Here is a 24,903-nt window from a genome sequence, read left to right as displayed (position 1 = left end):
TTTATCTTTTTTATTCTACCATACATAGATTAAACGTTAATGAAAACTTTTTCTATCAATGGTATTGTTATTGTTACTTTTGTCCATTCACCATTCTTACTTTCAATCTTTAAAGCTCCATTATAAAAGTTCAACAATCTATGTGCAATCGGTAAACCTAATCCGTTTCCACCATTTTTTCTACTTCTTGCTTTATCAACTCGATAGAATCGATTAATCACATATGGAATCTCAGTTTCGGGTATTCCAATACCACTGTCTTTTACTTCTACTATCAATTGATTAGAATAACTATAAGCATGTATAAAAATATCTTTTTTTCTTTAGAATATTTAACAGCATTATCTAGCAAAATAATCAAAATTTGTTCAAAATGACTTTTTAGCATCTTTACTGACAATGTTTCTTCTATATTTAAGTCCGCTTTTATGTGAAATTCAGCTCCGCAAATCGTTCTGAAATTCTCTACGATATTTTCAATAACAGGTCGTATTTTGATTTCTTCAAAAGAAAGGTGCGCTTGTTTATAGTCTTCTACCCTCGTTAAAACCAATAACTCTGAAACTAAATGAATTAGACGTTCTGTTTCATTCAAACTTAATGAAATAGAACGTTCCAATACTTTTGGGTCATCTTTACCCCAACGATTAATTAAGGATAAGTGGCCGTGAATAATGGTTAGCGGTGTTTTTAATTCATGAGATGCATCTTCGACAAATTGTTGTTGCTTACTGAAAGATTTCTCCAAGTCTTCAATCAAGTCATTAAACATAGCAGCGAGTTCCGTCATTTCATCATGATGGTCCTTAATAGGTACCCGTTCGTTTAGTCCATTTTCTTTAATTCTTTTCATCGTCTTTACCATTGAATTAATAGGTCGTAATAATAAAAACGAAATAAAACGTCCTCCCCAAAAGCTTAGGAAAACAGCGATAATTCCTGCTGCTAGCATTAATGAAAATATTTTATTGATTAGACTTTCGAAGTTTTCTGTATTCCTTATAATTTCAATACTACCCTTAAAAGCAGCAATATCAATTGGCTTTCTAATTACAATAAGTTGATCTCCAGTAGGTGAAACTTCAACATATTCTTCTTTATGAACAAATTTTGGTTTTACCCAGCTTTGTGATACTTTATCTGAAACAGTTAATAACGGTGTACCTTCATCTGAAATAATTCTGATCATCTGATATTTCTCATTCAATACTTTTATATAGTTTTCACTCTGTATTACATCATCCATTGTTTCTGTTTGTTGCAAGTATGCAATCACTTCATCCATTTTCTTGCGAACACTTTCCTTTTCATGATCCACAATCCAATTCTGTATGACATAATACTGTAAAAGATTATATGAAAAAAAGAGAACACACATTAATAATGCTGTCCATATCGTTAATTTCCATTTGATTGTAACGTTTTTGGAGGCTTTTTTCACTTTTTCAAAATACTTCATTCTCTCATCACGTACCCAATACCTCTAATGGTTTGAATATATTTCTCTTTATCAGCTGAGTTCAACTTACTTCTTAAATGTCGGACATACACATCTACCACATTGGTCTCTACCTCGGAATCATATCCCCAAATCGAATCTATAATTTGTTCCCTTGTTAACACGCGATTAATATTTTCCATAAACATCAGCATAAGCTCATATTCTTTCTTAGTCAGTTCAATAGCTACTTTGTCTATATTTAATAACCTAGTCTCTTTGTTCAACTGTAAATCCAAAAAAGATATGATTAAACATGGTTGCTCATTACTTTTTTGTTTTCTTCTCATAATTACTCGTATTCTTGCTAATAACTCTTCAATCGCAAATGGCTTTGATATATAATCGTCAGCTCCATTATCAAGTCCAAGTACTCTATCCATAACACTATCTCTGGCGGTTATCATAATAATAGGTGTATCTTTAGCAGTCTTAAGACGTCTGCAAACTTCCATTCCATTTAGTTTTGGAAGCATTAAATCTAGTAATATAACATCAAAATCATGATTGATTGCTTTATCAAGTCCATCTCTTCCATCATAAGCAGTTAATACGCTATACCCCTCATGTTCTAACTCAAGAACGATGAATTCTGACAAAGCCTCTTCGTCTTCTATGACTAAAATATTCATTGTATTTCCCCCTATCATTATATAGATATAGGACTATTGTTTGGAAAAAGTAAAATAATTTATTTTGTCTTATACCCTATTTCCCTTCTATTATTCCATTAAGGTATTTGACTATTAAATATTTTAAATAGCCATCACGATTTCTTGTATCCAAAAAGGGATAACAACATAGTATCCCTTTTTTAATTCCTATCTTTAAGTTGTTTCTCGTAATATTCTTCTGATATAGGTGAATATTTTGTCATAGGCTGTTTTACAAACTCATTAACCTGATGAGTAATAGCTACCCATCCTCTCCAGCCTAAATGTATACTGTCTTGTAAATAGTATGGTGTATCATTATAGATAGACATATCATAATAGGAAAAACCTTGGCTACGTATTAAATCTCCACTCTTTTTATAATACGCTCGTAATGCGTCATCAGGAAATCCAATATATTTATACCATGCTCCATTTACAGGTGGATTAATAAAAAGCACATCCGCTCCGGCTGATTTAAAAGCATCCATTACCAATTGTAAATCACCATACTCTGGAGAATTAACATAATCTCCATCAACTCTACTATTTTTCAGTTTAGGTTCAATACTCTTAATTTTTCTATTATAGTAGCTATCTTTTATATAATATGGATTATTATGTGCTTGAGCTTTGCCTGTTACCTCTGCTAGTTGATCAATTTTTTTCATATCAAACTGTCGAGGTAATTTATGCATTTGCTTATTTATATGCCCCTGCTTAGTACCCAATATATATTTTGAATCCATTACATCTTTACGCTGTAAAATGCGTAATTGCAGCGCTCCTTTAAGTTTCGTCTCTACATCAAGTTCTTTACCTTTTGGTTGAGCAACATAAGTAAGAAGTTTCTTTAAGGTATCATCATTTTGAACTATTTTATAGCTTAACAATCGCTTAGCAGCAAACATACGCTCCGGTGTTTGTTTCCTTTCACTCAAAGCAAATGTATACGCCTGCAGAGGTGAAAAGTTTGCGTTGAAGTGACCATCATTTACACCATATGATTTAAACCATTGCGGTGATAAAATGTAAACAACTTTTTTCCCTTTCAGGCTATCACCTAATGATACGATATCTAAATAATGCGACAATGATTGTGTACCAGGTCTACCTATTAAAAATGGCGTATAACCTAATTTATATTTTTCAGTCAAAACATTCGGATGAAAAGCATCAATACGCGCTAATTCAGAAGATCCATAAAAAGGTACATAACGTCCTTCTTCTAATGCTTTTCGCTGTAAAATCATTCCTTGCAATACATCAGCATTCATAGAAGATGCACTATTGGCAACACTTTCTTTTGACACTTTACCAAATAACCATTTAGGACCAAACAGAATGAAAGTGAAGATGACAAATGCGATAAAAACTGGTCCTAATGTCATCCACAATTGCTTCTTCATCTTAATTCCTCAAGTTTACTAATAATTTGATTTGGTGTTGCCCATTCATCCCGATCAAACTCAGAAACAGGAACTAAAATACCAAGTCTTTCTTCAATTTCGACAATTAATTGAACAGTTCCCAATGAATCTAGCAACCCTTCATCGAATAGATTAATTGATGGATTTTCCTGCACTACTTCACTTTCTGTTACCTCTTCAAGTAAGTCTAATACCTCTTCACGAAATGCCATTTCGAAAACCACCTTTATTTTATATTTTACCAATGTATGGTGTCAAAAATCCCTGAGAATACTAGGAAACCAAAGCAAATGAAATGGAATGTAAGAATTACACCAATAATAGCGGTTACTTTATTATTCGGATACCATTTACGCTTTTTATTCCACCGTTCAAATTTATCAAAGCTAATAAATAGGATAGCTTGGTATAATCCATACGCAATGTAATACCAATGAAGGCCATGCCAAACACCCATAATTAAGAAGTTAACAAAATAACCAATGTATGAAATAACATATTTATTTTTAAAAACTTTCTTTTTCGTTAGCCAAAAGACTAATCTCATATAAATATAATCACGAAACCAGAATGATAATGACATATGCCAGCGGTTCCAAAATTCTTTAATATTTCGACTAGCAAACGGCTTATTAAAGTTCATCGGCGTCTGAATGCCCATTATATAACTAACCCCAACAGCGAAGGCACTGTAACCAGCAAAATCAAAGAACAAATACATACTATAGGCATACATATAACCTAATAAGCTCCAACCAAAATAAATATGTTGTTCAATGCCCATTTTTAAATAATAAATCACTTTATCATTGATTAGATAAGCGATGATAAACTTATAGAGTAAGCCTTGAAAAATAAGAAATATCCCTCTGTTCAATAGATATAAATATTCTTTCGGTACAATTGGGGCATTTAAATTTTTCTTAAACCGTCTGAAACGATCAATCGGGCCTGATGTAAGTGTAGGGAAGAACAGTAAAAATTGTACATAGTCCCATGTATCATACGATTTAATTAGCCCATCTCGAATTTCCATAATCATTTGAGCTGCTTTAAACGTCAAATATGATATTCCAAGAAAGCCCAAAATCGAAAAGTGATTCGAGAATATCGGCAATACCTTCACAAGAATTAAAGGCATAATAGAAATCAATAATGCACTAACAAACACGCCACCTTGATTTTTTTTCTGCCGATAGGTAAAATAAACCCTTACTAAAGCTAATTGCCAAAAAATAAAAATGATAAAAGAGATTCCTTGTTGTTCATTCCTTGAAAATGTAAAAAATAAAAATAATAATGTTACAAAAGCATTATAGACTGGTAACTTCTTACCTAATAGACTTGCTATAACGATTGGAATTAAGAATATTCCTAAAACAACAAAATAGCTTATAGTTGCATAAGGTGTTCCCATGAATTCACCTCATCACTTAGCTGTTTACGGTCGATTTTGCTATTAGATGTCAACGGAAGTTCCTGTTTATAAATCCACTTTCTTGGAATCATATAAGCGGGCATAGACTTGAGCAATTGTTTTTTTATCGCTGCCGTTAGCTGATATTCTTTTTCAAATGAATGTTCATTTACCACTACAAAAGCTACAAGACTATCAACTTTACCTTCTCGCCACTTTGGCACAACTATACAGTTCTGAACATAATCCGTTTCCTTTAAATTGTTCTCAATATCCTCCAATTCAATACGGTAGCCATGAAGCTTCACTTGAAAATCCATTCGGCCTTTAAAAAATAAGAAACCATCCTCAATAATCCCACAATCACCTGTCTTATATGCTTGCCTATCATCATCCTTATAAAAGACTTTTGCCGTCTTCTCATTGTCTGCTAAATAACCTATAGAAACGCTTGGGCCAATTAAAATAATCTCGCCTGCCTGCCCTTCAGGAAGTACATGACCATTTTCATCACAAATACTTATTAGAGAATCATACTTTACTCGACCTAATGGGATACTAGCAAAAGCATCTACAACTTCTTTTGATAGTCTTACTGAAGTGAAAGCAACAGTTGCTTCGGTTGGTCCATACGTATTGTACAATTGTACATTTGGAAAACGTTCCAGCAATTGTTTAGCACTTTCTTTATTTAGTACCTCTCCACAAAAAATAAAATGAGTTAATTCTTTCATATTCTGCTGATTGAATTGGCTATCTAATAAGCAAAGCTCAACAAAAGATGGTGTAGATACCCAAACATTCACAGCAAGCTTTGGTAGTGTCTGATAAAGAGTTTTCATATTCCCACTAGTTTCTTTGTCTAAAGGAACGATTGTACCTCCTAAAAGTAAACAAGGGTAAAGATCCATCACTGACAAATCAAAAGAGAATGGTGCTTGATTTATAAATCGTTTCTGTTCTTGCAATGAAAATCCAGCTAGCATCCAATCCGAAAAACTCTGTAAATTATCATGGCTTATTTGGACACCCTTTGGTGTACCAGTACTTCCTGAAGTGAAAATAATATAAAATATTTCTTCACCTTTTACAGCTGTACTAACTTCTGGTATTTGATATTGATACACATTTAAAATATCTTTCAATTCAGCTATTGTAACAGCAGATACATCAATATTCATAAGCTCATCTGGCAACTCTTGTGTACAAATCATCAATGATGGATTAGCTTTTTCTATAATTTGTTTTATACGCTCAACAGGCATTGATACATCTATTGGTATATAAGCTATACCTGCCTTAGCGCTACCGATAAAGCTAATTAACATGTATGAAGACATATGTCCGTACACAATGATGGGGTCTTTTAACACACTAATAGTAACTTGATTATTTAAATATACCGCTAAAGCATCTGATTGCCTCTTTAATGATGAATAAGTTAATTGATCATGATTGTAATCATAACAAAGACCATCTGGATTTTTTTCTCCCCATTCATCAATACGCTCTGTTATTGTTTTATTTACTTGTTCAGAAGTTATAGGCATACATTTGTTCTCCTTTAAAATTCCTCATATATAAACCCACCACTATTGGGATCCTTGAATCCATAAAACCATAAAAGCCCAAGTAAAATAACAAGATAAAATATTGTTTTATAAACAAAAAGAGCCACAGGATGATACAAATAATATTTTAAATGTTTCATTTTACCCCTCCACTCTGTTTCATGACTGTTAACTTCTTACCAAGTTGCATTGTATTACATCAAACATAGAAAATTGATTAATTTCAGATTAATTTTTTTTCATAATTAAATGTTTTCAAACAAACAAAAAACCGTTCCAACAGACACGGTTTTAGAAGATATTCTTATATTCTATTTATTAATAGAGTTTAGGTTTGTAAAAAAAAGCGTTTATAAATTTAAGCCTCTTTCTTTCTCAAATAAAAAAAGTGAGGCAATAATTAGAATTATGAACAGCAATGCAACTAAATAACCACTATAATGAGTCATATATACTTGTACTAAACTCCAATTCCTCCCCAATTCACGACCTAATGTAATAAAAGTAAATCCCCAAACAATCGCACCTGGATAAGCAAATAATGCAAATTTACGATACGATATACAATTGATTCCTGCTAAATAAGCCGTTACATGTCTTACTCCAGGAATAAAATAGCCTGAAAACAATAAAAAAGGGCCAAACTTATCAAACAAAACCTTCGCAAAATTCAATCTTTTTTCCGTTAAATGTATCTTATGTCCATACTTATGAAGAAAAGGGGAACCTAACTTATGCCCTAATATATAGCTAATTGAAATACCGATGACAGATCCTATGAATGCACATAATAAAGATAATTCATACGCCATATTACCTTGAAATACATTATATCCAACATAGGTAAGCAATATTTCATCTGGGATAGGTAGTCCAATTAAACCAGCGACTAATGCAATAATAATCCCTATATATCCAAAATGCTCTAATAAAAGATTTATTTCTCCCATATTTAACACCTACACAAATTCACTTCAAATAATAGAATAATGGTATTTTAAAACAAATGACAATTTACCCCAAAATATACACCAGTAAAAAATCATGTTACCAATGACTATATTATCATTAATAAATTAAAAAATCCCAAATTAATGAACTATATTAAATTTTCACTCTAAAAATATACCTATTCAACCATTTTTCAATAAAAATAATTTCTTCGAAGTCATGTAGTATAAATAAAATGGGAAATAACCACATAAGTGTTTGAACGACGCTCCATCGTTCCACTATATAGTTCCTTCTTTCAAAAAATATCTTGATTACTCATTCATAAATGTAGTTCTTGCTTGATTCCTAATAGAAAAATGCCTATCGAAACAAATTCATTGCATGTTAGTGCTGCCCCTACGGAATAGACAAAAAGCTCTAAATGACCTGTTAGTAAGCTTCCTACTTTTCACTATTTTGGTGTACTTATTATCTACACATCTTAAGGAATAATTGAATTATATTTAACAAAAGAGATGCCTTCCTATATGAATGGCATCTCTTTGTTTATACTAGAATAACTATTTAATTCAGTTCATCTGTGTCGTCAATTATTTTTGTACTTACTTCCTTTTCAAAAACAGCATTAGCAATTTGTCCTAGCTCGCCTTTAAGATTATGTTTTCCTGAATAGTTATTAATAACATCAATAAGGTCTAACCCTGTTGTTTCCTTTAAAGCTTCTTGAAGAGTTGCCATTACACCAGTAACTGATCCTGCCATGCTTTGAATCCCATTTCCATTCCCTGTATCTATAATCTTTATGCTTTCTACATTACCTAGTGGGGCAGCTACTTTTTCAGCATATTGAGGTAATATATTTAAGATCATTTCTAACTTAGCCGCTTCTCCATATAATTCAAATGCCTTCGCTTTTTCTTCTTGAGCATTAGCTTCTGCAAGACCGATTTCTCTAATAACCATCGCTTCTGCTTTACCTTTTGCTTCAGCAGCAGTAGCTTCCGCAAGACCATCCATTTGAACTTTTTCTGCATGCGCTTTCGCTTGTGTTGTCACTTCATATTGACGTGCTTCAGCTTCCAATTGAGCCTTTTTCTTTTGTGCCTCAGCTGATTTTTCTAATGCATAAGCATCTGAATCTGCTTTTAAGTTAATATCAGCTTGATATTGACGTTGACGTCTTTCTGATTCTTTCTCTTGTAATTCGATTTGTTTAATACGTTCAACTATTTCGATTTGCATTTCTTGTTCTTTCACTTGTTGTGCAATACGTGCTTTTTGCAAATCATAAGCCATGTCTGCTTCCGCTTTAGCACTATCTTGTTCTTTCTTAAATTCTGACATCTTTAATTGATTATACTTACTAGCTTCGGCAACCTGTGTATCACGTTCTAATTCTGCACGTTTAGCTTCTTGTTCATTTTTCGCCGTTTCGATACGACTTTCTCTTTGAGCAATAGATTCCGCAATTTCCGCTTCCTTCTGTACTTCAGCAATACGATGACGAGATTGATATTCTAAATAACGATCAACGTCAATATAGTCTTTCACATTGAATGAACGAATTTCAAAGCCAAGTTTATTTAAATCTGGCTCTGCTACATTTTTGACTTGTCGAGAAAAAGCTTCACGATCACTATAGGCATCTTCAACTGTCATCGATCCTAAGATTGCGCGTAAATGTCCATCAAGAATGGAGGTTATTTCTTCACTTACTTCATCATGACCCTTCCCCATAAAATTCTCAGATGCAGTTGCAATCATATTTAAATCACTGCCTACTTTAACGACCGCATTACTAATGGCACCAAGTCGAACTTTTTGCTTTGTATACACTTCATTAGCCTTTACTGTTAGAGCATACGTAGTCAATGTCATCCGCTGTGATTGTTGGATGAAAGGTAATACTAACGTACCTCCTCCACTTACCACCTTGATTTTTCTACCACTACCCAAATTACAAACGTTCTCACTAGATCCTAAAGCGCTCCCAGTTACAATTAGTGCTTCTTCCGATCCAACTGTAGTATAACGACTAATGATAAATGAAACTAAACCTATCAGTAATACTGCTAAACCTATTAAAATCCATACAGTAGTTGACATAAGCATTACATCCTTTCTGATTCGTTATAATCCGTATAATCAAAATCTTTATCATACTTTACAACATAAAAAGTATTATCTTTTACTTCAATTATAAGTGCTGGTTCACCTTGATTAATTTCATTATTGTTATAACTTTTCGCTGTCCTTGATACAATCCCTAATGCCATTTTAACTGTTACTTCACCAATCGAATCCTTTGGTATTCGTAACGTAACATCTCCTATTTCCCCTTGCATGTCTTCAATTTTAAAAGCTGTTGAACTCTCCATCCTAGATAAGGGTATAAAGACAAACATATTTAATAAAAATGTTAATCCAACTGATAATAATACTGCTAAAGTAATAACCATGAATGTTGATAGTGAAGTATACCTTAGCAAAAGAAAACCAATTGCTGATGCAACACCTGTAAAACATAATGTTGTCGTTAAATTAAAGACATCATTGTCTAATCCAAGAGTAGAATCAAACAATCCTCCCAAAATTAAATTAATAAATAAAATGATAAGAGTACCTATAAAAATATATAAGAAAACTTGACTTAGTACCATTGGACCTCCCCTCTCTCTTTGTATAATTATTGAATAATTTCAACATATTATATTTACGAATAATATTTAGAAAAGTTTCATTTTTCTTCAAAAAACCTTTAAAACTCTTAATGAGTTTGAATGGTAAAAAAAGCGTAAAAGGGCTGTTCGAAAAGTGATTTCAGTCACTTTTCGAACAGCCCTTCTAAATAAATCCTCTATTCTATTAAATGCGCTTAGCGCCAAGATATCTAGGCTTCCAATAAGAGTTATTTAATGAATCAATTCTTACACCATTTGATGCTGCGTGTACGAATTGATTGTTTCCAATATAAATACCAACATGAGAAGCTCCCTTAGAAACAGTGCTAAAGAAAACTGTATCTCCAACTTGCAATTGGTATCTTCCAACAAACGTTCCTCTTTTATACATTTCAGATGCTGTTCTTGGTAACACTTTTCCTGATATTTTGTAAGCATATCCTACGAATCCAGAACAATCGAAGCCTGAAGGTGAAGTACCACCCCATTTATATGGAACACCAATGAATTTTTGACCCGTGCTCGCGGCTTTCACTCGATAATTTGTATTACTGGCTGCACTTGCATCAATGCTTCCAAAAATACCTGAAAATAAAATTCCAAATGCTAATGTAGTCATGATAATCATTTTTCTCATTAATTCAAGTTCCTCCATAGTTGTTAGTTATAGTTCGTCCAATAGGATAATTAATCTAGTAAGTTGTTTTTTCAATATTAGTAGTTTACCAAATAAATAGAATCGTTAGGTTACAGTCACTTTAATTAATATTACAACTATATTACAATCATGTTCCCAATTGTAATACCTAGTCACATAAATTGTCTCCATATCCTACATTTCTCATGTTTCTTTTTATGATACTTATCTAAAACAGCTTTCTTTTCATCGTGCGCGTAGTGAATATCAATAAAAAAGAGAGATAAATTATTTTAAAATACAAATAATTTAACTCTCTTTAATAAAGGTAATATTCACCAACTTGTCTATATGTTCCTTAAACTATCAATTAATAAATAAAGACCAGTACATATTAACAATATATATGTAAATATAGTAAAAATACGTTGATTAATCCATTTAAAAATCAATTGACCTATTACTAAACCAACTATTACAACTGGAATGGCATATCCGCTTAATATCCATGTTAACTTATTCGTACCGGTAAAAATTAATTGTGTTACTAAACTAATAAAATAAATAAACAGAAAAAAAGCTAAAGTAGTGGCTCTTAATTTGCCTTTTTCGGTATTTGTTCCAGATAGATATAATAACAACGGTGGACCTGGCATACCAATACTAGTCGTCAAAATCCCTGATAATCCACCTACGATAAAATCACGCAATGGATTTGACTTTATCTTAAAGTTACAGATTAATAATAATGTTAAAAGTAAGAGAAATATGCTTATCACAAGTTTCAAACTATTAATATTGATAGTCACCAAGATTATTAAGCCAAATGGTACACCAATTATACTTCCTATCGAAAAGCGTTCTAATAATTTAGTATCGACATCCTTTCTAATCTTCCAAATTAATAATACTGAAATAATTAATGATAATATTATATTAATTTGGACAGCTTCCTCAGGTAAGAACAATAATAAGAGAAAAGGTGTTGCCATGATTGAAAAACCAAAACCTGTACTTGTTTGTAATATAGACGCAAGCAATATAACACTTATAAAGATTATTTCTGAACCCAAAATAAACCTCCTAGTTAAGAAAATCATCTATACATATTGTATCATTTGCTTTATTAATTCCTAATTTCAAGCATTATTTAAGAAAGGTTGTCTCATACGTCAATAATTTGACTTAAAAGACAGCCTCCTGTGATGGAAATCTTATACTAAATGTACTTACCCAACACCTCTGACACCTTTCCTTTGCCAAGATACTGATACAAGCATTGTAAGAACTAAAATAAAACAACCTAAAATAAATGGATAGAATATATTGACGTCATACAGAACACCTGCAAGTGTTGGACCGATTATATTGCCAATACTCATATAGGCATTATTCATTCCCATAGCAAAGCCTTGTTCATTTCCTGCCTGCTTAGAAATAATCGTATTCAACACTGGGCGTAAAATAGAAGTTGCTAAAAAAATCAATAATGTAATCGCAAAAAATAAGAAATAGCTTGAAACAAAGAGACATAATAAAAAGCCTAAAGTAGCGACTCCAATAAAGATTGTTAAAACTAGCCCATCTCCAAATTGACGAACAAGTCTATCCACTACAAACAGCTGAACAATTACACTAATGATACCTGTAGCTGTAACCATGAAAGCTATCTCTTGTGGTGTTGCCCCAAATTGAAAATCAACAAATAAACCCAGAATAGACTCATACGCCATTAAGCCAAAACTCATAACTAACCCAATAATTAAAGGGATGAAATATGGTTTTTTTACTGATTGAACGAGTTGCTTCATCAAGGACTCCTGCTTTTGATGGTTGTTCATTGCGCTGTCTACTTCACGACTTTCTTTCAGTAATGCAATTGAAAAAATAACTGCCACTAAAGCTACTATGGCAGAAATCAAAAGAGGAACTTTTATACCAAAATCTGCGAGAAATCCACCTACTCCAGGACCAATGACAATACCTAGCGACATTGCTGCCGAAATCAGACTATTTCCCTTTGCTCGTTGATCAATAGTTGTTATATCTGCAATGTATGCAAAAATAGCTGGTACTAAAAGTGCAGCTCCAACTCCACCAACAATTCTAGAAAAATATAAAATCCATATGGAGTTACTTAGATAGAAAATAAACATGGACAATGTTAATCCACTAAGACCAATAATAATCATTAGTCTTCTACCATACTGATCTGCCCATCTCCCTGCAATCGGTGACATAAAAAATTGAGCGCCCGCAAATATTGCAATCATTAATCCCGCTGCAGTTCCTCCTTGACCAATTGATTCTAAATATTGGGGTAAAATAGGAATAATTATTCCGAAACTTCCAATAGCTATAAACATATTAATCATTAAAATAATTATTTTATTCCTCTGTTCACGTAACATTTTTTCCTCCTTAATCATAAAAAACATGCTAGGTTTTTCACATAAAGATATGGAGAGATCAACTCTCTCCATATCTACTATTAATATTTCATAAATCAAAAATAATGCTTTCCCAAATAAAAATTTTATCTCTTTAAAAACTAGCGGTAATTCTCTCATTTAAAACGAAAGCTCATACAGTGATGATTAGGCGCGAGATTATACACGTGTAACAACTCGGTTGGTTCAACTAAAGCTTAATCGTATGCCGCTCACGTGTATAAACTCCCTTTACATTCCTTCAACATTTAGTTCTACATGCAATTCATTCTTATGATTGATAATTGTTCCTGCCTGTATATTTTGACTTGCCACATATCCTTTCCCTGAATATGTAAATTCAAAATTTAATAATAATGCTAAACGAGATACATCCCTTAAGGACCAGCCTTTTAAATTTGGCATTTTAACGTCACCATTTGTTTTAAGTATTACCATTTCTGAAAGAAGTGATTTACTACCAGCTGCCGGAGATTGTTTTATAATTTCATCTCCATCTCCTAATACTACTGTTTTTACTCCTTCCAAGAGCTCTTCATTCGAAATATCCGTTATTGTATCCCCAATATACGATTTCACTGTGAAATCTTCTTTTTTTGCAGCTGTATTCTTTTGTTTGTCGGGTTTAACAGCTAAATACTTTAAACTTTGTTCCATCGTAGGTTTTATAATCTCTGCTAAAATAGAGGCCCCTGTTTCACCACTTTGAAATTTAGGCTGTTGAATGGCCACATAAATGATAAGCCTTGGGTCATCTGCTGGAGCCAAGCCCATAAAAGAATAGATATAATTACCAAATCCAGTTAACAAGTGGCCGTTCTCAAATATTTGCGCAGTACCTGTTTTTCCAGCTATTTTATAATGATCTAATTTAAACGGTTGCCCAGTCCCATGCCTAGAAGAAACAACAGTTTCTAACAGTTCAAGAGTCTTTTCTGCCGTATTTTCTGAAATAGGTTGACTAACAACTCTCGGCTTTTTGTTCAGTAGAACATTTCCTGTAGAAGAATCTATGATTCGCTTAACAATATATGGTTGCATCATGTTTCCTTTATTTGCAATCGCACTTACTGCTTGAATTTGTTGAATAGGAGTAAAAGCTGATGCTTGTCCAAAAGAAGTAGAAATTTGATCTCTTTTAGCTGTGAAATTTATTCGACTTCCCACTTCATTTGGTAAATCTATATTCGTCTTTTTATCTAGCCCAAAGTTCTTTATGTAATCATAAAAGGTTGAAACACCCATTTTTTTTGTCAATTCAGCCATTGCAACATTTGAAGAACGTTGTACACCTTCCTCAAATGTGATAACTCCCCACCCATCGCCTTCATTATGATCTCGAATTCTATCAGATCCTATTTTATATGAACCAGATTTATACGTATCTGTTGCTTTATACACACCTTCTTCAATGGCTGCGGCAACTGTAATAATTTTCATTGTAGAACCAGGCTCAAATGCATAAGATACAAGGTCATTATTAAAATATGTAATATTTTTCAAATTAGGATCAAAGCTAGGTCTCGACGTCATAGCAAGAATTTGACCTGTCTTCGGATCTGAAACAACTGCCATTATTTTATTCGGTCTATTTTTCTTATTAATTTTTTCGACCGTTGATTCTAAATAATATTGAATTTTACCATCAAGTGTTAATTCAATCACTTCACCATTACGAGGGGGATGAATGGTTGCTTTTTTACCAGGTAATAAAAAACCAAATCGACTTTGCTGTTGTGTAACGGAGCCTTCTTCTTTAAGTAAATAGCGTTCTTCACTTTTTTCAATTCCACTAACACCTATTTCCTTAGTTTCACTCTCCATCTTAGTAAAGCCAATTACATGTGAAGCGAAATCACCATTTGGATACATTCTTTTTGTGGTTGTTTTAAAAGCAATTCCAGGTAGTTTTAGTTTTTCAATTTTCTTTTTTGTATCAATGCTTAAATTCCTTCCCTTGGCTCCAAATTCAACTTGTTTTTTGTTCCTATTAAGAATTTCTTCTAATTCTTTTGTTTTCATATTCAATAGGGGTGCAAGTTTTTTTGCTGTTTTTTTAAGGTTCACAACATGTAAAGGCTGTTTTTTATTCTTTGTCATTTCAGGATCCAGAACAGCAATAATATCGTAAGAGCCAGCATCTTTTGCGAGTATATTCCCATCTCGATCGAGAATAACACCACGTTGTGCTGGTATGGTTCTTTTGGAGGTATATTTCTCCTCCGCCATCGTCGCAAGTACTCTTCCATCCACTTTACCTGTTACTTGAATGTATATTAGTCTACTTCCGATTATAAAAAAGACTAGTAAAAATAAAATCGATAGTACTCCTGCTCCATAGTTAATATTCTTTTTTTTCAGAACCTTCACAATAGACACCCCCTAAATCTATTATTTATTCTTTATCATTTATGTATAGTCTTAATCCCTTTACTATTACTTTTGCGGATTTAAGTGGTATGAGCTGAATCTTAGAAATTACTAATTTAAAAAAGAAAAACACCCTTTTTTCGGTCATTTTTGGTGAATAAAACCAATAATTCCAAAAAGGTGCAGTAAATACATAGTACTAAAAATACAATTAATTGTCTATATGCAAAAACAGATTATTAAGCTTCCCTTCGCTTTTATTCATCTCATGGGTTAAAACTGTTAATTTATCTGCTGATTTGGCAACTTCTTCAGATGCGACTCCTACCTCTCTAATCGTGTTTAAAAAGGCGTCTCATTTGTAGAAATATCATTTACAGAATCATTAATATTATCCATACTCATTGTTTGTTCTTGAATCTGTTCTTTACCTTGAAGCGCTCGTTTCTCAGCGAACAATGATAACTCCGCACCAGAATTTGCACTTGAAACAAGTTCGGTTGATTGAAGATGTAATTGATTAAATGACGCACTCGTTTGTTCAGAGATTGCCGCTAAGTTTTCTGATGCACTTGCAACTTGCTCTCTAATATTGTGCTTCTGCTCTTCAATTTTCATTTTTATTCTTTCCGCTTCTTGATTGTATGCTTCGACAACAAGCTGATGTTCAAGGTTTAATATTTTTGATACGGCACTTAATGTCCTTACACATTCTTCCTTATTCGCACTATTATTCTCAATAATAGTAATTAAGGATAGAAATAAATCTTGAAAGGCACACATATACCACTTTGTAGGTAAGCCAATTTTCACATGGATATGAGCAATTTGAATCCTTTTAGTAATATAATCATTATCAATAATCCCGTTGAATATTTCTGTAATATGGCGTTTGAGTGTATTTTTTAACTTTGCGAGGGAACTATGGTCATTAATAATTTGATATAGTAATGGCTGTTTTTCTAGATTTTGATAGAAACGAGCAATTATGATATCTATTTTCTGATTCACAAGTGGTTGTAATCTGCGGATTAACACTAAGTCTTCTAATGAAAAATCAATCATTTGTAATTGCTTCTCGAATTCACTACCTTTTATCATGATTAAACTATTGTGTATATTATCTCTTATGAGACTTTCGTACATATCCATAACCAAAAAATAAGCAAATGCTAATTATCCAATGCATTTGCTTTTATATAAATATATAATATTTATTCTGTATTACACCAAATCTTGTGTTATTAGCGTTAAACGATCGGCAGATAATGCTACTTGTTCTGAAGCTTTCCCAACTTCATTCACAACATTAACAAATGAGACAAGCTCCTGTTTTATTTTGTGATTCTGGATTTTCGTTTCATTCATTGTTCTTAATATATCTTCAAAATGATCTTTCGTTTCTTCCATACTATTATTACCTATTGTTACTGCCTTAAGTATTTTATCGAGTGATTTTGTTAATTTACCTACATGTCTATTTGTATTGGATATTAAGTTCGCCACATTTGACACAGAATTCTTTGTGTCTTCTGAAAGTTTACGAACTTCCTCAGCAACAACCGAAAAGCCTCTTCCTTGCTCTCCTGCCCTTGCAGCTTCAATAGAAGCATTCAATGATAATAAATTGGTTTGATCTGCTATACTTGTAACCATTTGAACAATGCTTTGCATCTGCTCTAAAATTTGCAATAAAATAGTTATATCCTTAGAGATGTCATGAACTGATTCATCTATGTCCGACATATTCATCGTTTGATCTACTAATTGCTCTTTACCTCTTTGTGCCCGTTTTTCAGCCAATATTGCCAGTTCTGCACCACTATTAGCAAATAAGACAATTTCGTTCGACTGCATATTTAATTGTTGGAAAGAGGCACTTGTTTGTTGGGAAATAGCAGCTAAATTTTGTGACGCACTTGCCACATCTTCTCTAAGTTTACTTTTTTGGGCTTCTACTATGCTTTTTATTCTTTCACTTTCATTATCATACGCTTCTAAAACTAATTGTTGTTCCAAATTCATAATTTTAGAAACTGCTCTCACAAAAGATAATGCTTGTTCGTTTGGAACATTTTCCCCAATAATATCAGTGACGGATAAAAATAATTCTTGAAACGCACACATATACCATTTGGTCTGCAACCCTACTCTTACATGGATATGCGCAATCGTAATTCTTTTGCTGATATATGATTGATCTACAGCACCATCAAACATCTCCATAATATGTTGACGCAAGGTACTTTTCAATCTTTCAATCGTACTGCTATGATTAATAATTTGTATTAATGATGGCTCTTTTTCTAAATTTTTATAAAATTCATCTACAATAGTATCTATTTCTTTCACAACATATGGTTGTAGACTATGTATCATTTTTAAATCTTCTTTAGTAAGTCCTATCATTTGTACTTGCTTTTCTAACTCACTATCTCTATTGATTTGTAATTCTGCGGTGCAATGATCAAAGTTAATATTATGCTTCTTCTCTTTTTTGAAAATCACGGAAGGTTCCCCCTGCTATTTAACTATAAATCTTTAAGAAATTACCAAGATGGGTATATAATAACATATCCCCATAGTTTATGTTATTAGTTTTTCTCTAATTGTCGACAAATTGTTAATATTCCCTCTGTTATTATTTTCACTATTAAAAGAAACCCTTTTTCATTCTGCATAACGAAAAAGGCGTTTCAAAAGTAATGACATATCACTTTTGAAACCGCCTTTGTTATAATTTCGTATCTATTTCTGTTGTATCGACTTGACTTCCAAACCAATCTGTTAGTTTGACTTTTGCTTTTTCCTTAATGTCATCATCGATGTACATTGCCACCTGTAACAATGCAATACCAAGCGCACCTAAATCGTCGGTAAAGCCCACTCCCAGTGCCACATCAGGAATTAAATCAAAAGGTAAAATGAAATAGCCTAAAGCTCCGACAATAATAGCCTTTGTTTTGGCTGGTACTTCGGGCTTTTGTAATGTGAAATAAAGTAGTAACACTGCGTAAACAACCGACGAACCCGCTTTCTTACCATATTTCTTAAGCTTATCCCAAAATTTATCTTCCGAATAGTTTTTTTCTGCAATTTGTATTTGGTTTAATACTTCTTGTTCATTTACTGAATCCACTCGTATTACCCCCTAAATAGTTATTACCCAACTCTATATCCCTAATTATATGAAAACACATCGTTTATGTAAAATTCAGCTATAATACTCTTCAAACGATGGATATCTTAGCTCATTTAATTAAAAATATAATTAAAGATTTTTTATTATACTTGTACACTTTCTTCATTCTCATTCGTTATATAAGTGAAAGGAGGAAAAATGAAGATTGAAACCATAGAAGACTTATATAAACAGAAATCTCAAATCATTTTTAAACACCTAATAAGCATTGGTTGTTCAAAAGAAAATGCAGAAGACATTGTCCAAACTACGTTCTACAAAGCCATTGAAAATATGGTTCACCTTGAAGTAAACAACCTTTCTGCTTGGCTTTTTAAAGTATCTATTCATCAATTTTACGATAAATGTAGGAGAAATCAGCGATACCCCAAAGTCAATATTAATCATGAAGCATTTATTCATTATTTTATTCAAGAAGAAACAAGCGAAGATATATTACTGCTAAAAGAATTACATGGTGAAGTACAAAGCATCTTAAACGAACTAAAACCTAGTTTCAAAAATTTATTAATTCTAAAATATGACCTTGGATTATCTTATGAAGAAATATCATCTTTGCTTGATATGAAGGTTGAAACAATTCGAACCTCTTTATACAGAGCTAGAAAAGAGTTCGGTAAGAAATGGAGTGAACATATTGAGAGAAGATCATGAAGTCGATCATTTATTTGACCCCACTTTCAATGAAGAAAATCTAATTAAGTCAGCTAAAAGAAAAAGTTATGTTCGAATAATTGGAGTAAGTTTTTTAGTATCAAGTTGTGTCATCACACTTTTAATTGTATTAAAACTTCAATTAACACCATATTTTATAAATCAAAAAATAACTGCGAAAGAACTATACTACGAAATATATGGAGCTAATACTTACACTGGAAACTGGACCGAACAATATAAATTAATCGGGAGTTCGGCGAATGCTCCAAAATACAAATTATTAAGTGGAAAATTAGTTAATATAGGGGAAGTTTCATTTGATTCACCAACGATTGAGGTGAATGTTGGAAAATCAGTGTTTGAAGAATATTCTTATTCAGGTTATCGGCTGATGAATTTTTTTCATCCTTCCATATCATATATACAATATGCAAATGATTTAGCTAAACTGAATCAAGTTAATGAAGGAAAATTGATAGAAATGGCGTTATCATTTGACCGTGATTACTCCTATAATGAAGTTATTTCAATGTTACCTAAAGAAGTTACACTCCAATGGAACTGGATCAATGCATATTCAAAAGAGGAAATTGAAGGATTAAAAGAATCAAAAACCAAGTTTGCTGAATCTCCAAATATCATATTAAAAGAAAATCAAGTTGCAGGTTTCCCTTCAATTTCAAAGTCTGGGGAAAATATAAAAGATCCTGTAAATACATTTATTGAAACATTAGAAATTGCCACTAGTAAAGGTGGTTCATACAAAGAAGAATTTAAAACCATTCAATCTGTACTGAAACAAGGTCATCCAACATTGCTTAAAGATAATGTCCGCATTATAGGGGTGGTAGTCGTTGGTGATAAACATCAATTAAAACAACTACTAAATAAAACTTATATCAAAGCATCAAGCTTTGGCGTCATTACTGATAAATATTAAATATTTAACAACAGGGAGAGTTACAATTATGAACAAATTAATATACTGGATTATATGGACTTTAGTAGTCATAACAATAAACATAGGTGCATTCCCTATCGCTCTATTCTCATTATTTGCGACACAAGAAGGTACAAGCATATTTTCAATAGATTATTTAATAGCTTTTTCTATCATCTTAGTTGCAAATGTACTATCTATTCAGTTGTTCATTGCTGCACGTAGACAAAATCAAAAAAGATTCATAATTGGTTTAGTTGCAGCTGTTATTCAAGTAATTGCTATTATGTTATTTATGAATACTTCTTTTACAGCTTCTATTCCACTAGCTGGACTTAGTGTTTTAACTGGGATTGTATTACTTGTTAGGTCAATTATTAAAAAAGATTAAAAAAATGCCGATTTACAATATAATGTAAATCGGCATTTCCTTATTTCTTCTAATTAACTAAAACTCAGGTAGGATGAATTACTCTCTCTAACCAACGTCACTTTATTTTTTATGTCGCTTAGCGTAACCACAACGTTTACATAATTCTTCAACAGCACATCTTCTTGAGAAACCATCATACATATTTTTAGCTCGTTCACTCATAATTATATCTTCTAATGAAGACTCAAAAATATTTCCTAATGGTATGTTTCCTTCACTATCAAGACAGCATGGTACGACTGTGCCATCTACTAGAATACCAATTTGATCACGTAAGCCGTAACAAAATACATTCTCATCGATAATGTCACGATCCATATCAGGCCATTCAAACTTCTCAGCCATATTAATATAAACGCGTTCCTTTAATTTAATATTCGTTTTATGCTGAAGTTCTTCACTTAAACGAATCTCTAGATTTAGTTTATCTTCAAGCATGCTTAATATATCATCATTTAACGCATTACTTGCCTTCAATTCTTCTGTATCCATATTCCATAAACGAATCGCACAAATGATGTCGCTCTTTTCTGTCGCTTCATTTATAAAATTAGCAATGTCACTAACATACGTATCTAAATCCTTATTAATGTCATTTGCCTCAAAACTGTGTAATGATATATTGACTTGTCGAAGTGCCTTTTTAGGTAATAGCTTTTCTTTGACTTTTTTTATTAATGTTCCATTTGTTGTAATATTAACCTTCAAGCCCGATTCAGCAGCTAAGTCCAAAAAGTGATCAACATTCTTATTTAAAAATGGCTCACCCATTAAATGAAAATATATATGATCTGTATACGGTTTAATTTCCTTCAAAATATGAGCAAAACCTTCTTCTTTCATTAGCTTCTTCGCTCTACCTAAGCTTGAACTTGGACAAAAATTACAGCTTAAGTTACATATATTTGTTATTTCAACATATATCTTTTTAAACTTTCTCATTTTGTTGACTCCTATTTCTTCTAGCAAACTTTTTCAATCTGCTTTCTACTATACGCATTGTTACGTATAGAAATCAACCTAAAAGAAAGTTATGGACGTATATTCCAATCAACTATTTCACATTACCTGCTGTCTTTTATCTTTTTCATATAACGGCAGGTAAATAGAAAAGCTTGTTCCCTTATGTAATTGACTTTCAACTACAATCTTCCCTTTATATTTCTGGATAATGTTATAGCTAAGAGTTAAGCCGATGCCTGTCCCTCTATTCTTTAAAGAATAAAATGGTGTCCCAAGCTTATCTATTTGCTCCTGAGACATACCATTACCCATATCTGTAACTTTTATTTGTGCCATTTCATCCACTCGTTCAACAGTTACATTAATAAATCCTGGGTTACTCATTGCTTCAATCCCATTTTTTATTATGTTCACTAAAACTTGCTTAAGCTCAATAGGATTTATTTCTATTGCAAGATTATCTGACGAATGCAAAGTGATACCGATATTATGAAGATTTGCGAAACTCGCCAATAAATCACATACTTTTCTTAATTCATCTCTCAATTGAACAATTTGTATATTTTCAGTTTGCGGTTTTGCTAAGGATAAAAAGTCATTGATAATGATTTGTGTATATTCTAACTCATTCAGCATAGTTTCAACATAATATTTTTGGCTTTCATTCAATTCTTTATCTTGATGGAGTAATTGAGCAAAGCCCTTTACGACTGTAATTGGATTTCTAATTTCATGAGCTATTGTAGCTGCTAACTGTCCGATGGAATTCAATTGTTTTGCTTGTTGCATTTCTTTATGAAAAGCATCAGCTGATTGCATTCTATTCTTTGTTCCTATAAATACAAACACTAATAGTATTTGAATTGCAATAAAATTGATTGTATTTCCAAATCCATCATAAGAAAGATATTGAAACTTATCTGTTAAATCTGTTTGGACAATGATTAAAATAAATAATGGTCCGAGTATAAAGTTCAATGATGAAACAACGTAGAAAGAAATTCTATCAAACAAGAAAATAGGAATAATAGGCCCCATCGCTAACAAGCGAAGCATGATTACAGTATCAGGAAACGTCCAGAATTTCACATATAAATATATAGTTATAAAACCAATAAACAGACGTTTTGAAGTAAGAGATTCTTGCTGAATATAAAACAAAAAAGAAATAATCATTGCCGTAATTAAAATAATGTGAATGGTCATAGGTACGGGATTGTCTTTCCACGATATGGATGATACTGAAATATCGACTATGAGCAATACAGAAATAATAGCCATGAAACTTTTTAAAATTAAACGATTTTGGTTTTGATAGTACCTAGAGTTTTTTAGCATAAATCACCTTTATATACTTTTATTTACATATTAATGTTCACAGAATATTTTGTAAATTAAAATGATTAAGTTACTAAATTCGAACTATGGACAAGCTCTACTCCCATTAATCGTAATTTTTGTATACTTGCTAACCTTTTTTGATCAGATGCGCTTGCAATTCCATCCTCTATCACCGTTACTGTATATTTTTTTCGCAAGGCTTCCTTTACAGTTGCCATTATACACCCTTCGGCAAATACACCTACAATCCATAAATCTGTTATGCCCTTCATTTCTATAAATTCTATAAGCTTTCGATTACTCATGGCATCAGCTATATTTTTTGAAAAGTATGTATCACCAACCATTAATAATCTATCATCTAATTCTGCTCCATTACTACCTTTTATCCCTGTTTGTTTACGTAAAAAATTCCTAATTATTTGTTTTGCTTCGAATTCATTCCTTATATAAATGACTGAAAATCCGACATTTTCACATTCAGAAATAACCTTGTTTACACTATTTAGTAAAGGAGTTATTTGCTGTTTAGCTACCGACATTTTAGCATGTTCTCCAATATAGTCCTTTTGCATGTCTAATACTAGTAAAGCTTTGTTCATTATTGATTCCCCCTTTTTTTACAACAGTTTATATTACGTTTGTCCTACTCAATTAGTTTCAGATTATATCACAAAAAAATGACTCTTCATTGAAAAAGAGTCATTTTCATAATTCTATTATTGTATATATTTCCCAATAAATTCCGTTACTTTTTGTTCGTAAGTAGCCGGATTTGCATCATATGCATTACCATGCTCTGCATTTGGAACAAGATATAATTCCTTTTCCGTTTTGGCAGCTTTATATAGTTCATGTACCATTTCTACTGGAACAAATGTGTCATCTTCACCATGAATAAACAGGATCGGTAATTTTGCTTTTTTAACTTGCTCGAGTGCTGAAGCCTCAGCAAATGTATAGCCAGCACGAAGTTTTGTCATCGCACTTGTACTACCGATGATAGGAAAGCTTGGTAAATTGTACATACGTTTAAGCTGATACTTTAACACACCTTCAGCAGATGTATAACCACAATCTTCAACAATTGCTTTCACTTGTTTTGGAAGTTCTTCACCACTTGTCATTAAAACAGTAGCTCCTCCCATTGAAACACCATGAAGAACAATCTCAGAGTCTTGACCATTCTTTTCTATAATATAGTTAATCCATTTTTGATAATCTCTTCGTTCTGGCCAACCAAAGCCAATGTAATTTCCTTCACTTTCACCATGACCACGTGCATCTGGCATTAAAACGTTGTAATCTAATTTTTCTTGATAAAACTTCGCAAATCGAGCCATATCTTTTGCTACACCTGAATAGCCGTGAGCAATAATCACTGTTTTATTTGTTGGTTTTTTTGCTTCAAAATAATAACCTTTTAATTTTAAACCATCGTCTGATGTTATTGTTACGTCTTCAAAAGTGGTACGTGCCAACCATTCTTTTCCTTCATATTTCAGGTTCATGTCACTTGAAACTTCTAAATCAGGATTGTCATTTAAAAAGTCCTTAGGACCACTCGCTACTGCAATATTATAAAAATAACTACTAACGCCAATTAAGCTAGCTAATAGTATAACAATTACGACGGTTAATGTAATAATCATTTTTTTCTTTCTCAAGCCCACCGCTCCAATTTACTTTTTTTCTTTACTTAACAC

26 protein-coding genes and 1 pseudogene are annotated in these 24,903 nt (G+C 32.2%); 3 read left to right on the top strand and 24 right to left on the bottom strand.

All coding sequences use genetic code 11. From position 1 onward, the window contains the following. Positions 1 to 29 precede the first annotated feature (29 nt). The 20 genes and pseudogenes from TX86_RS25700 to TX86_RS07500 all read right to left on the bottom strand — a co-directional run bounded on the left by TX86_RS25700 (position 30) and on the right by TX86_RS07500 (position 18,764). On the bottom strand, positions 30 to 278 hold the full coding sequence (locus TX86_RS25700; protein WP_052343588.1) for an ATP-binding protein: 249 nt from the start codon (positions 276 to 278) through the stop codon (positions 30 to 32). Further along, complete coding sequence (locus tag TX86_RS07580; RefSeq protein WP_052343587.1) at positions 275 to 1,459, bottom strand: HAMP domain-containing sensor histidine kinase; 1,185 nt, start codon at positions 1,457 to 1,459, stop codon at positions 275 to 277. The genes TX86_RS25700 and TX86_RS07580 overlap by 4 nt, the downstream gene beginning before the upstream one ends. Further along, entirely contained in the window at positions 1,456 to 2,130 is a 675-nt protein-coding gene (locus TX86_RS07575) for a response regulator transcription factor (RefSeq protein WP_042347678.1), read from the bottom strand. The genes TX86_RS07580 and TX86_RS07575 overlap by 4 nt, the downstream gene beginning before the upstream one ends. A 182-nt stretch (positions 2,131 to 2,312) precedes the next feature. Beyond that, positions 2,313 to 3,560, bottom strand: a complete 1,248-nt coding sequence (gene dltD / locus TX86_RS07570) for a D-alanyl-lipoteichoic acid biosynthesis protein DltD (protein ID WP_042347676.1) — start codon at positions 3,558 to 3,560, stop codon at positions 2,313 to 2,315. Further along, entirely contained in the window at positions 3,557 to 3,793 is a 237-nt protein-coding gene (gene dltC / locus TX86_RS07565; protein ID WP_042347674.1) for a D-alanine--poly(phosphoribitol) ligase subunit DltC, read from the bottom strand. The genes dltD and dltC overlap by 4 nt, the downstream gene beginning before the upstream one ends. A 26-nt stretch (positions 3,794 to 3,819) precedes the next feature. Further along, on the bottom strand, positions 3,820 to 4,998 hold the full coding sequence (gene dltB / locus TX86_RS07560; protein ID WP_042347672.1) for a D-alanyl-lipoteichoic acid biosynthesis protein DltB: 1,179 nt from the start codon (positions 4,996 to 4,998) through the stop codon (positions 3,820 to 3,822). Next, positions 4,974 to 6,548 carry a D-alanine--poly(phosphoribitol) ligase subunit DltA gene (gene dltA / locus TX86_RS07555; protein WP_042347670.1) on the bottom strand — a complete coding sequence of 525 codons (1,575 nt, stop codon included), beginning with the start codon at positions 6,546 to 6,548 and terminating at the stop codon, positions 4,974 to 4,976. The genes dltB and dltA overlap by 25 nt, the downstream gene beginning before the upstream one ends. 14 nt (positions 6,549 to 6,562) lie before the next feature. Next, the gene (locus tag TX86_RS07550) at positions 6,563 to 6,709 is read right to left on the bottom strand and encodes a teichoic acid D-Ala incorporation-associated protein DltX (protein ID WP_042347668.1); all 147 of its coding nucleotides are present in this window, start codon (positions 6,707 to 6,709) and stop codon (positions 6,563 to 6,565) included. 210 nt (positions 6,710 to 6,919) lie between these two features. Further along, positions 6,920 to 7,519: a DedA family protein gene (locus TX86_RS07545; RefSeq protein ID WP_042347666.1), complete on the bottom strand. Its 600-nt coding sequence runs from the start codon at positions 7,517 to 7,519 to the stop codon at positions 6,920 to 6,922. A gap of 154 nt (positions 7,520 to 7,673) precedes the next feature. Beyond that, on the bottom strand, positions 7,674 to 7,772 hold the full coding sequence (locus tag TX86_RS26635; RefSeq protein ID WP_230203649.1) for an HXXEE domain-containing protein: 99 nt from the start codon (positions 7,770 to 7,772) through the stop codon (positions 7,674 to 7,676). Between the two features lie 315 nt (positions 7,773 to 8,087). After that, positions 8,088 to 9,629 (bottom strand): flotillin family protein, encoded by a 1,542-nt coding sequence (locus TX86_RS07540; RefSeq protein WP_052343586.1) that lies wholly within the window; start codon positions 9,627 to 9,629, stop codon positions 8,088 to 8,090. A 5-nt stretch (positions 9,630 to 9,634) separates the two neighbouring features. Then, the gene (locus TX86_RS07535; protein WP_042347662.1) at positions 9,635 to 10,183 is read right to left on the bottom strand and encodes an NfeD family membrane protein; all 549 of its coding nucleotides are present in this window, start codon (positions 10,181 to 10,183) and stop codon (positions 9,635 to 9,637) included. Between the two features lie 205 nt (positions 10,184 to 10,388). Continuing rightward, the gene (locus tag TX86_RS07530; RefSeq protein WP_042347660.1) at positions 10,389 to 10,841 is read right to left on the bottom strand and encodes a C40 family peptidase; all 453 of its coding nucleotides are present in this window, start codon (positions 10,839 to 10,841) and stop codon (positions 10,389 to 10,391) included. 347 nt (positions 10,842 to 11,188) lie between these two features. Further along, complete coding sequence (locus tag TX86_RS07525) at positions 11,189 to 11,941, bottom strand: sulfite exporter TauE/SafE family protein (RefSeq protein ID WP_439096741.1); 753 nt, start codon at positions 11,939 to 11,941, stop codon at positions 11,189 to 11,191. A gap of 129 nt (positions 11,942 to 12,070) precedes the next feature. Continuing rightward, a complete protein-coding gene (locus TX86_RS07520) occupies positions 12,071 to 13,252 on the bottom strand; it encodes a tetracycline resistance MFS efflux pump (protein ID WP_042347656.1) in 1,182 nt (393 codons plus the stop codon). Positions 13,253 to 13,522: 270 nt separating this feature from the next. Continuing rightward, positions 13,523 to 15,661, bottom strand: a complete 2,139-nt coding sequence (locus TX86_RS07515) for a penicillin-binding transpeptidase domain-containing protein (protein ID WP_042347653.1) — start codon at positions 15,659 to 15,661, stop codon at positions 13,523 to 13,525. Between the two features lie 342 nt (positions 15,662 to 16,003). Continuing rightward, entirely contained in the window at positions 16,004 to 16,762 is a 759-nt protein-coding gene (locus TX86_RS07510) for a protoglobin domain-containing protein (protein ID WP_052343585.1), read from the bottom strand. 123 nt (positions 16,763 to 16,885) lie between these two features. Next, the gene (locus TX86_RS27780) at positions 16,886 to 17,518 is read right to left on the bottom strand and encodes a methyl-accepting chemotaxis protein (RefSeq protein WP_439096846.1); all 633 of its coding nucleotides are present in this window, start codon (positions 17,516 to 17,518) and stop codon (positions 16,886 to 16,888) included. A gap of 129 nt (positions 17,519 to 17,647) precedes the next feature. After that, positions 17,648 to 18,169 (bottom strand): annotated as a pseudogene (locus tag TX86_RS27775) (protoglobin domain-containing protein); the annotation flags it as partial. Between the two features lie 226 nt (positions 18,170 to 18,395). Beyond that, the gene (locus TX86_RS07500) at positions 18,396 to 18,764 is read right to left on the bottom strand and encodes a YkvA family protein (protein WP_081707704.1); all 369 of its coding nucleotides are present in this window, start codon (positions 18,762 to 18,764) and stop codon (positions 18,396 to 18,398) included. Positions 18,765 to 19,001: 237 nt separating this feature from the next. Here TX86_RS07500 and TX86_RS07495 point away from each other — a divergent pair, with 237 nt between their 5' ends. The 3 genes from TX86_RS07495 to TX86_RS07485 are packed head-to-tail and all read left to right on the top strand — an operon-like array spanning position 19,002 to position 20,851. After that, positions 19,002 to 19,517, top strand: coding sequence for an RNA polymerase sigma factor (locus TX86_RS07495; RefSeq protein ID WP_042347647.1), 516 nt, complete (start codon positions 19,002 to 19,004; stop codon positions 19,515 to 19,517). After that, complete coding sequence (locus TX86_RS07490; RefSeq protein ID WP_042347645.1) at positions 19,501 to 20,460, top strand: anti sigma factor C-terminal domain-containing protein; 960 nt, start codon at positions 19,501 to 19,503, stop codon at positions 20,458 to 20,460. The genes TX86_RS07495 and TX86_RS07490 overlap by 17 nt, the downstream gene beginning before the upstream one ends. 28 nt (positions 20,461 to 20,488) lie before the next feature. Beyond that, complete coding sequence (locus TX86_RS07485; RefSeq protein ID WP_042347643.1) at positions 20,489 to 20,851, top strand: hypothetical protein; 363 nt, start codon at positions 20,489 to 20,491, stop codon at positions 20,849 to 20,851. Between the two features lie 102 nt (positions 20,852 to 20,953). On the opposite strand, the gene TX86_RS07480 is transcribed toward TX86_RS07485, so the two are convergent. The 4 genes from TX86_RS07480 to TX86_RS07465 all read right to left on the bottom strand — a co-directional run bounded on the left by TX86_RS07480 (position 20,954) and on the right by TX86_RS07465 (position 24,849). Further along, positions 20,954 to 21,835, bottom strand: a complete 882-nt coding sequence (locus TX86_RS07480) for a radical SAM/SPASM domain-containing protein (RefSeq protein ID WP_042347641.1) — start codon at positions 21,833 to 21,835, stop codon at positions 20,954 to 20,956. Between the two features lie 117 nt (positions 21,836 to 21,952). After that, positions 21,953 to 23,194: an ATP-binding protein gene (locus tag TX86_RS25695; protein ID WP_052343584.1), complete on the bottom strand. Its 1,242-nt coding sequence runs from the start codon at positions 23,192 to 23,194 to the stop codon at positions 21,953 to 21,955. A 65-nt stretch (positions 23,195 to 23,259) separates the two neighbouring features. After that, the gene (locus TX86_RS25690) at positions 23,260 to 23,799 is read right to left on the bottom strand and encodes a cysteine hydrolase family protein (RefSeq protein WP_052343583.1); all 540 of its coding nucleotides are present in this window, start codon (positions 23,797 to 23,799) and stop codon (positions 23,260 to 23,262) included. A gap of 117 nt (positions 23,800 to 23,916) precedes the next feature. Continuing rightward, positions 23,917 to 24,849, bottom strand: a complete 933-nt coding sequence (locus TX86_RS07465) for an alpha/beta hydrolase (RefSeq protein ID WP_042350291.1) — start codon at positions 24,847 to 24,849, stop codon at positions 23,917 to 23,919. Positions 24,850 to 24,903 lie beyond the last annotated feature (54 nt).

Source organism: Bacillus massiliigorillae, assembly GCF_000380245.2.
In the GTDB taxonomy this organism is placed as follows: Bacteria; Bacillota; Bacilli; order Bacillales; family DSM-1321; genus Bacillus_AD; species Bacillus_AD massiliigorillae.
The sequence above is the reverse complement of the archived record's forward strand: the minus strand, read 5'-3'. Positions and strand labels throughout refer to the sequence as shown.

Excerpts from the sequence above, each read along its gene's own strand:
- TX86_RS07550 (WP_042347668.1), bottom strand. The coding sequence starts at position 6,709 with ATGAAACATTTAAAATATTATTTGTATCATCCTGTGGCTCTTTTTGTT.
- TX86_RS07575 (WP_042347678.1), bottom strand. The coding sequence starts at position 2,130 with ATGAATATTTTAGTCATAGAAGACGAAGAGGCTTTGTCAGAATTCATC.
- TX86_RS25690 (WP_052343583.1), bottom strand. The coding sequence starts at position 23,799 with ATGAACAAAGCTTTACTAGTATTAGACATGCAAAAGGACTATATTGGA.
- TX86_RS07545 (WP_042347666.1), bottom strand. The coding sequence starts at position 7,519 with ATGGGAGAAATAAATCTTTTATTAGAGCATTTTGGATATATAGGGATT.
- TX86_RS07525 (WP_439096741.1), bottom strand. The coding sequence starts at position 11,941 with ATGATTTTCTTAACTAGGAGGTTTATTTTGGGTTCAGAAATAATCTTT.
- TX86_RS07465 (WP_042350291.1), bottom strand. The coding sequence starts at position 24,849 with ATGATTATTACATTAACCGTCGTAATTGTTATACTATTAGCTAGCTTA.
- TX86_RS07495 (WP_042347647.1), top strand. The coding sequence starts at position 19,002 with ATGAAGATTGAAACCATAGAAGACTTATATAAACAGAAATCTCAAATC.
- TX86_RS07485 (WP_042347643.1), top strand. The coding sequence starts at position 20,489 with ATGAACAAATTAATATACTGGATTATATGGACTTTAGTAGTCATAACA.
- TX86_RS07520 (WP_042347656.1), bottom strand. The coding sequence starts at position 13,252 with ATGTTACGTGAACAGAGGAATAAAATAATTATTTTAATGATTAATATG.
- TX86_RS27780 (WP_439096846.1), bottom strand. The coding sequence starts at position 17,518 with ATGCAGTCGAACGAAATTGTCTTATTTGCTAATAGTGGTGCAGAACTG.
- dltC (WP_042347674.1), bottom strand. The coding sequence starts at position 3,793 with ATGGCATTTCGTGAAGAGGTATTAGACTTACTTGAAGAGGTAACAGAA.
- TX86_RS07540 (WP_052343586.1), bottom strand. The coding sequence starts at position 9,629 with ATGTCAACTACTGTATGGATTTTAATAGGTTTAGCAGTATTACTGATA.
- TX86_RS25695 (WP_052343584.1), bottom strand. The coding sequence starts at position 23,194 with ATGCTAAAAAACTCTAGGTACTATCAAAACCAAAATCGTTTAATTTTA.
- TX86_RS07580 (WP_052343587.1), bottom strand. The coding sequence starts at position 1,459 with ATGAAGTATTTTGAAAAAGTGAAAAAAGCCTCCAAAAACGTTACAATC.
- dltD (WP_042347676.1), bottom strand. The coding sequence starts at position 3,560 with ATGAAGAAGCAATTGTGGATGACATTAGGACCAGTTTTTATCGCATTT.
- dltB (WP_042347672.1), bottom strand. The coding sequence starts at position 4,998 with ATGGGAACACCTTATGCAACTATAAGCTATTTTGTTGTTTTAGGAATA.
- TX86_RS07510 (WP_052343585.1), bottom strand. The coding sequence starts at position 16,762 with ATGATAAAAGGTAGTGAATTCGAGAAGCAATTACAAATGATTGATTTT.
- TX86_RS07480 (WP_042347641.1), bottom strand. The coding sequence starts at position 21,835 with ATGAGAAAGTTTAAAAAGATATATGTTGAAATAACAAATATATGTAAC.
- TX86_RS07530 (WP_042347660.1), bottom strand. The coding sequence starts at position 10,841 with ATGAGAAAAATGATTATCATGACTACATTAGCATTTGGAATTTTATTT.
- TX86_RS26635 (WP_230203649.1), bottom strand. The coding sequence starts at position 7,772 with ATGTGGTTATTTCCCATTTTATTTATACTACATGACTTCGAAGAAATT.
- TX86_RS07535 (WP_042347662.1), bottom strand. The coding sequence starts at position 10,183 with ATGGTACTAAGTCAAGTTTTCTTATATATTTTTATAGGTACTCTTATC.
- dltA (WP_042347670.1), bottom strand. The coding sequence starts at position 6,548 with ATGCCTATAACTTCTGAACAAGTAAATAAAACAATAACAGAGCGTATT.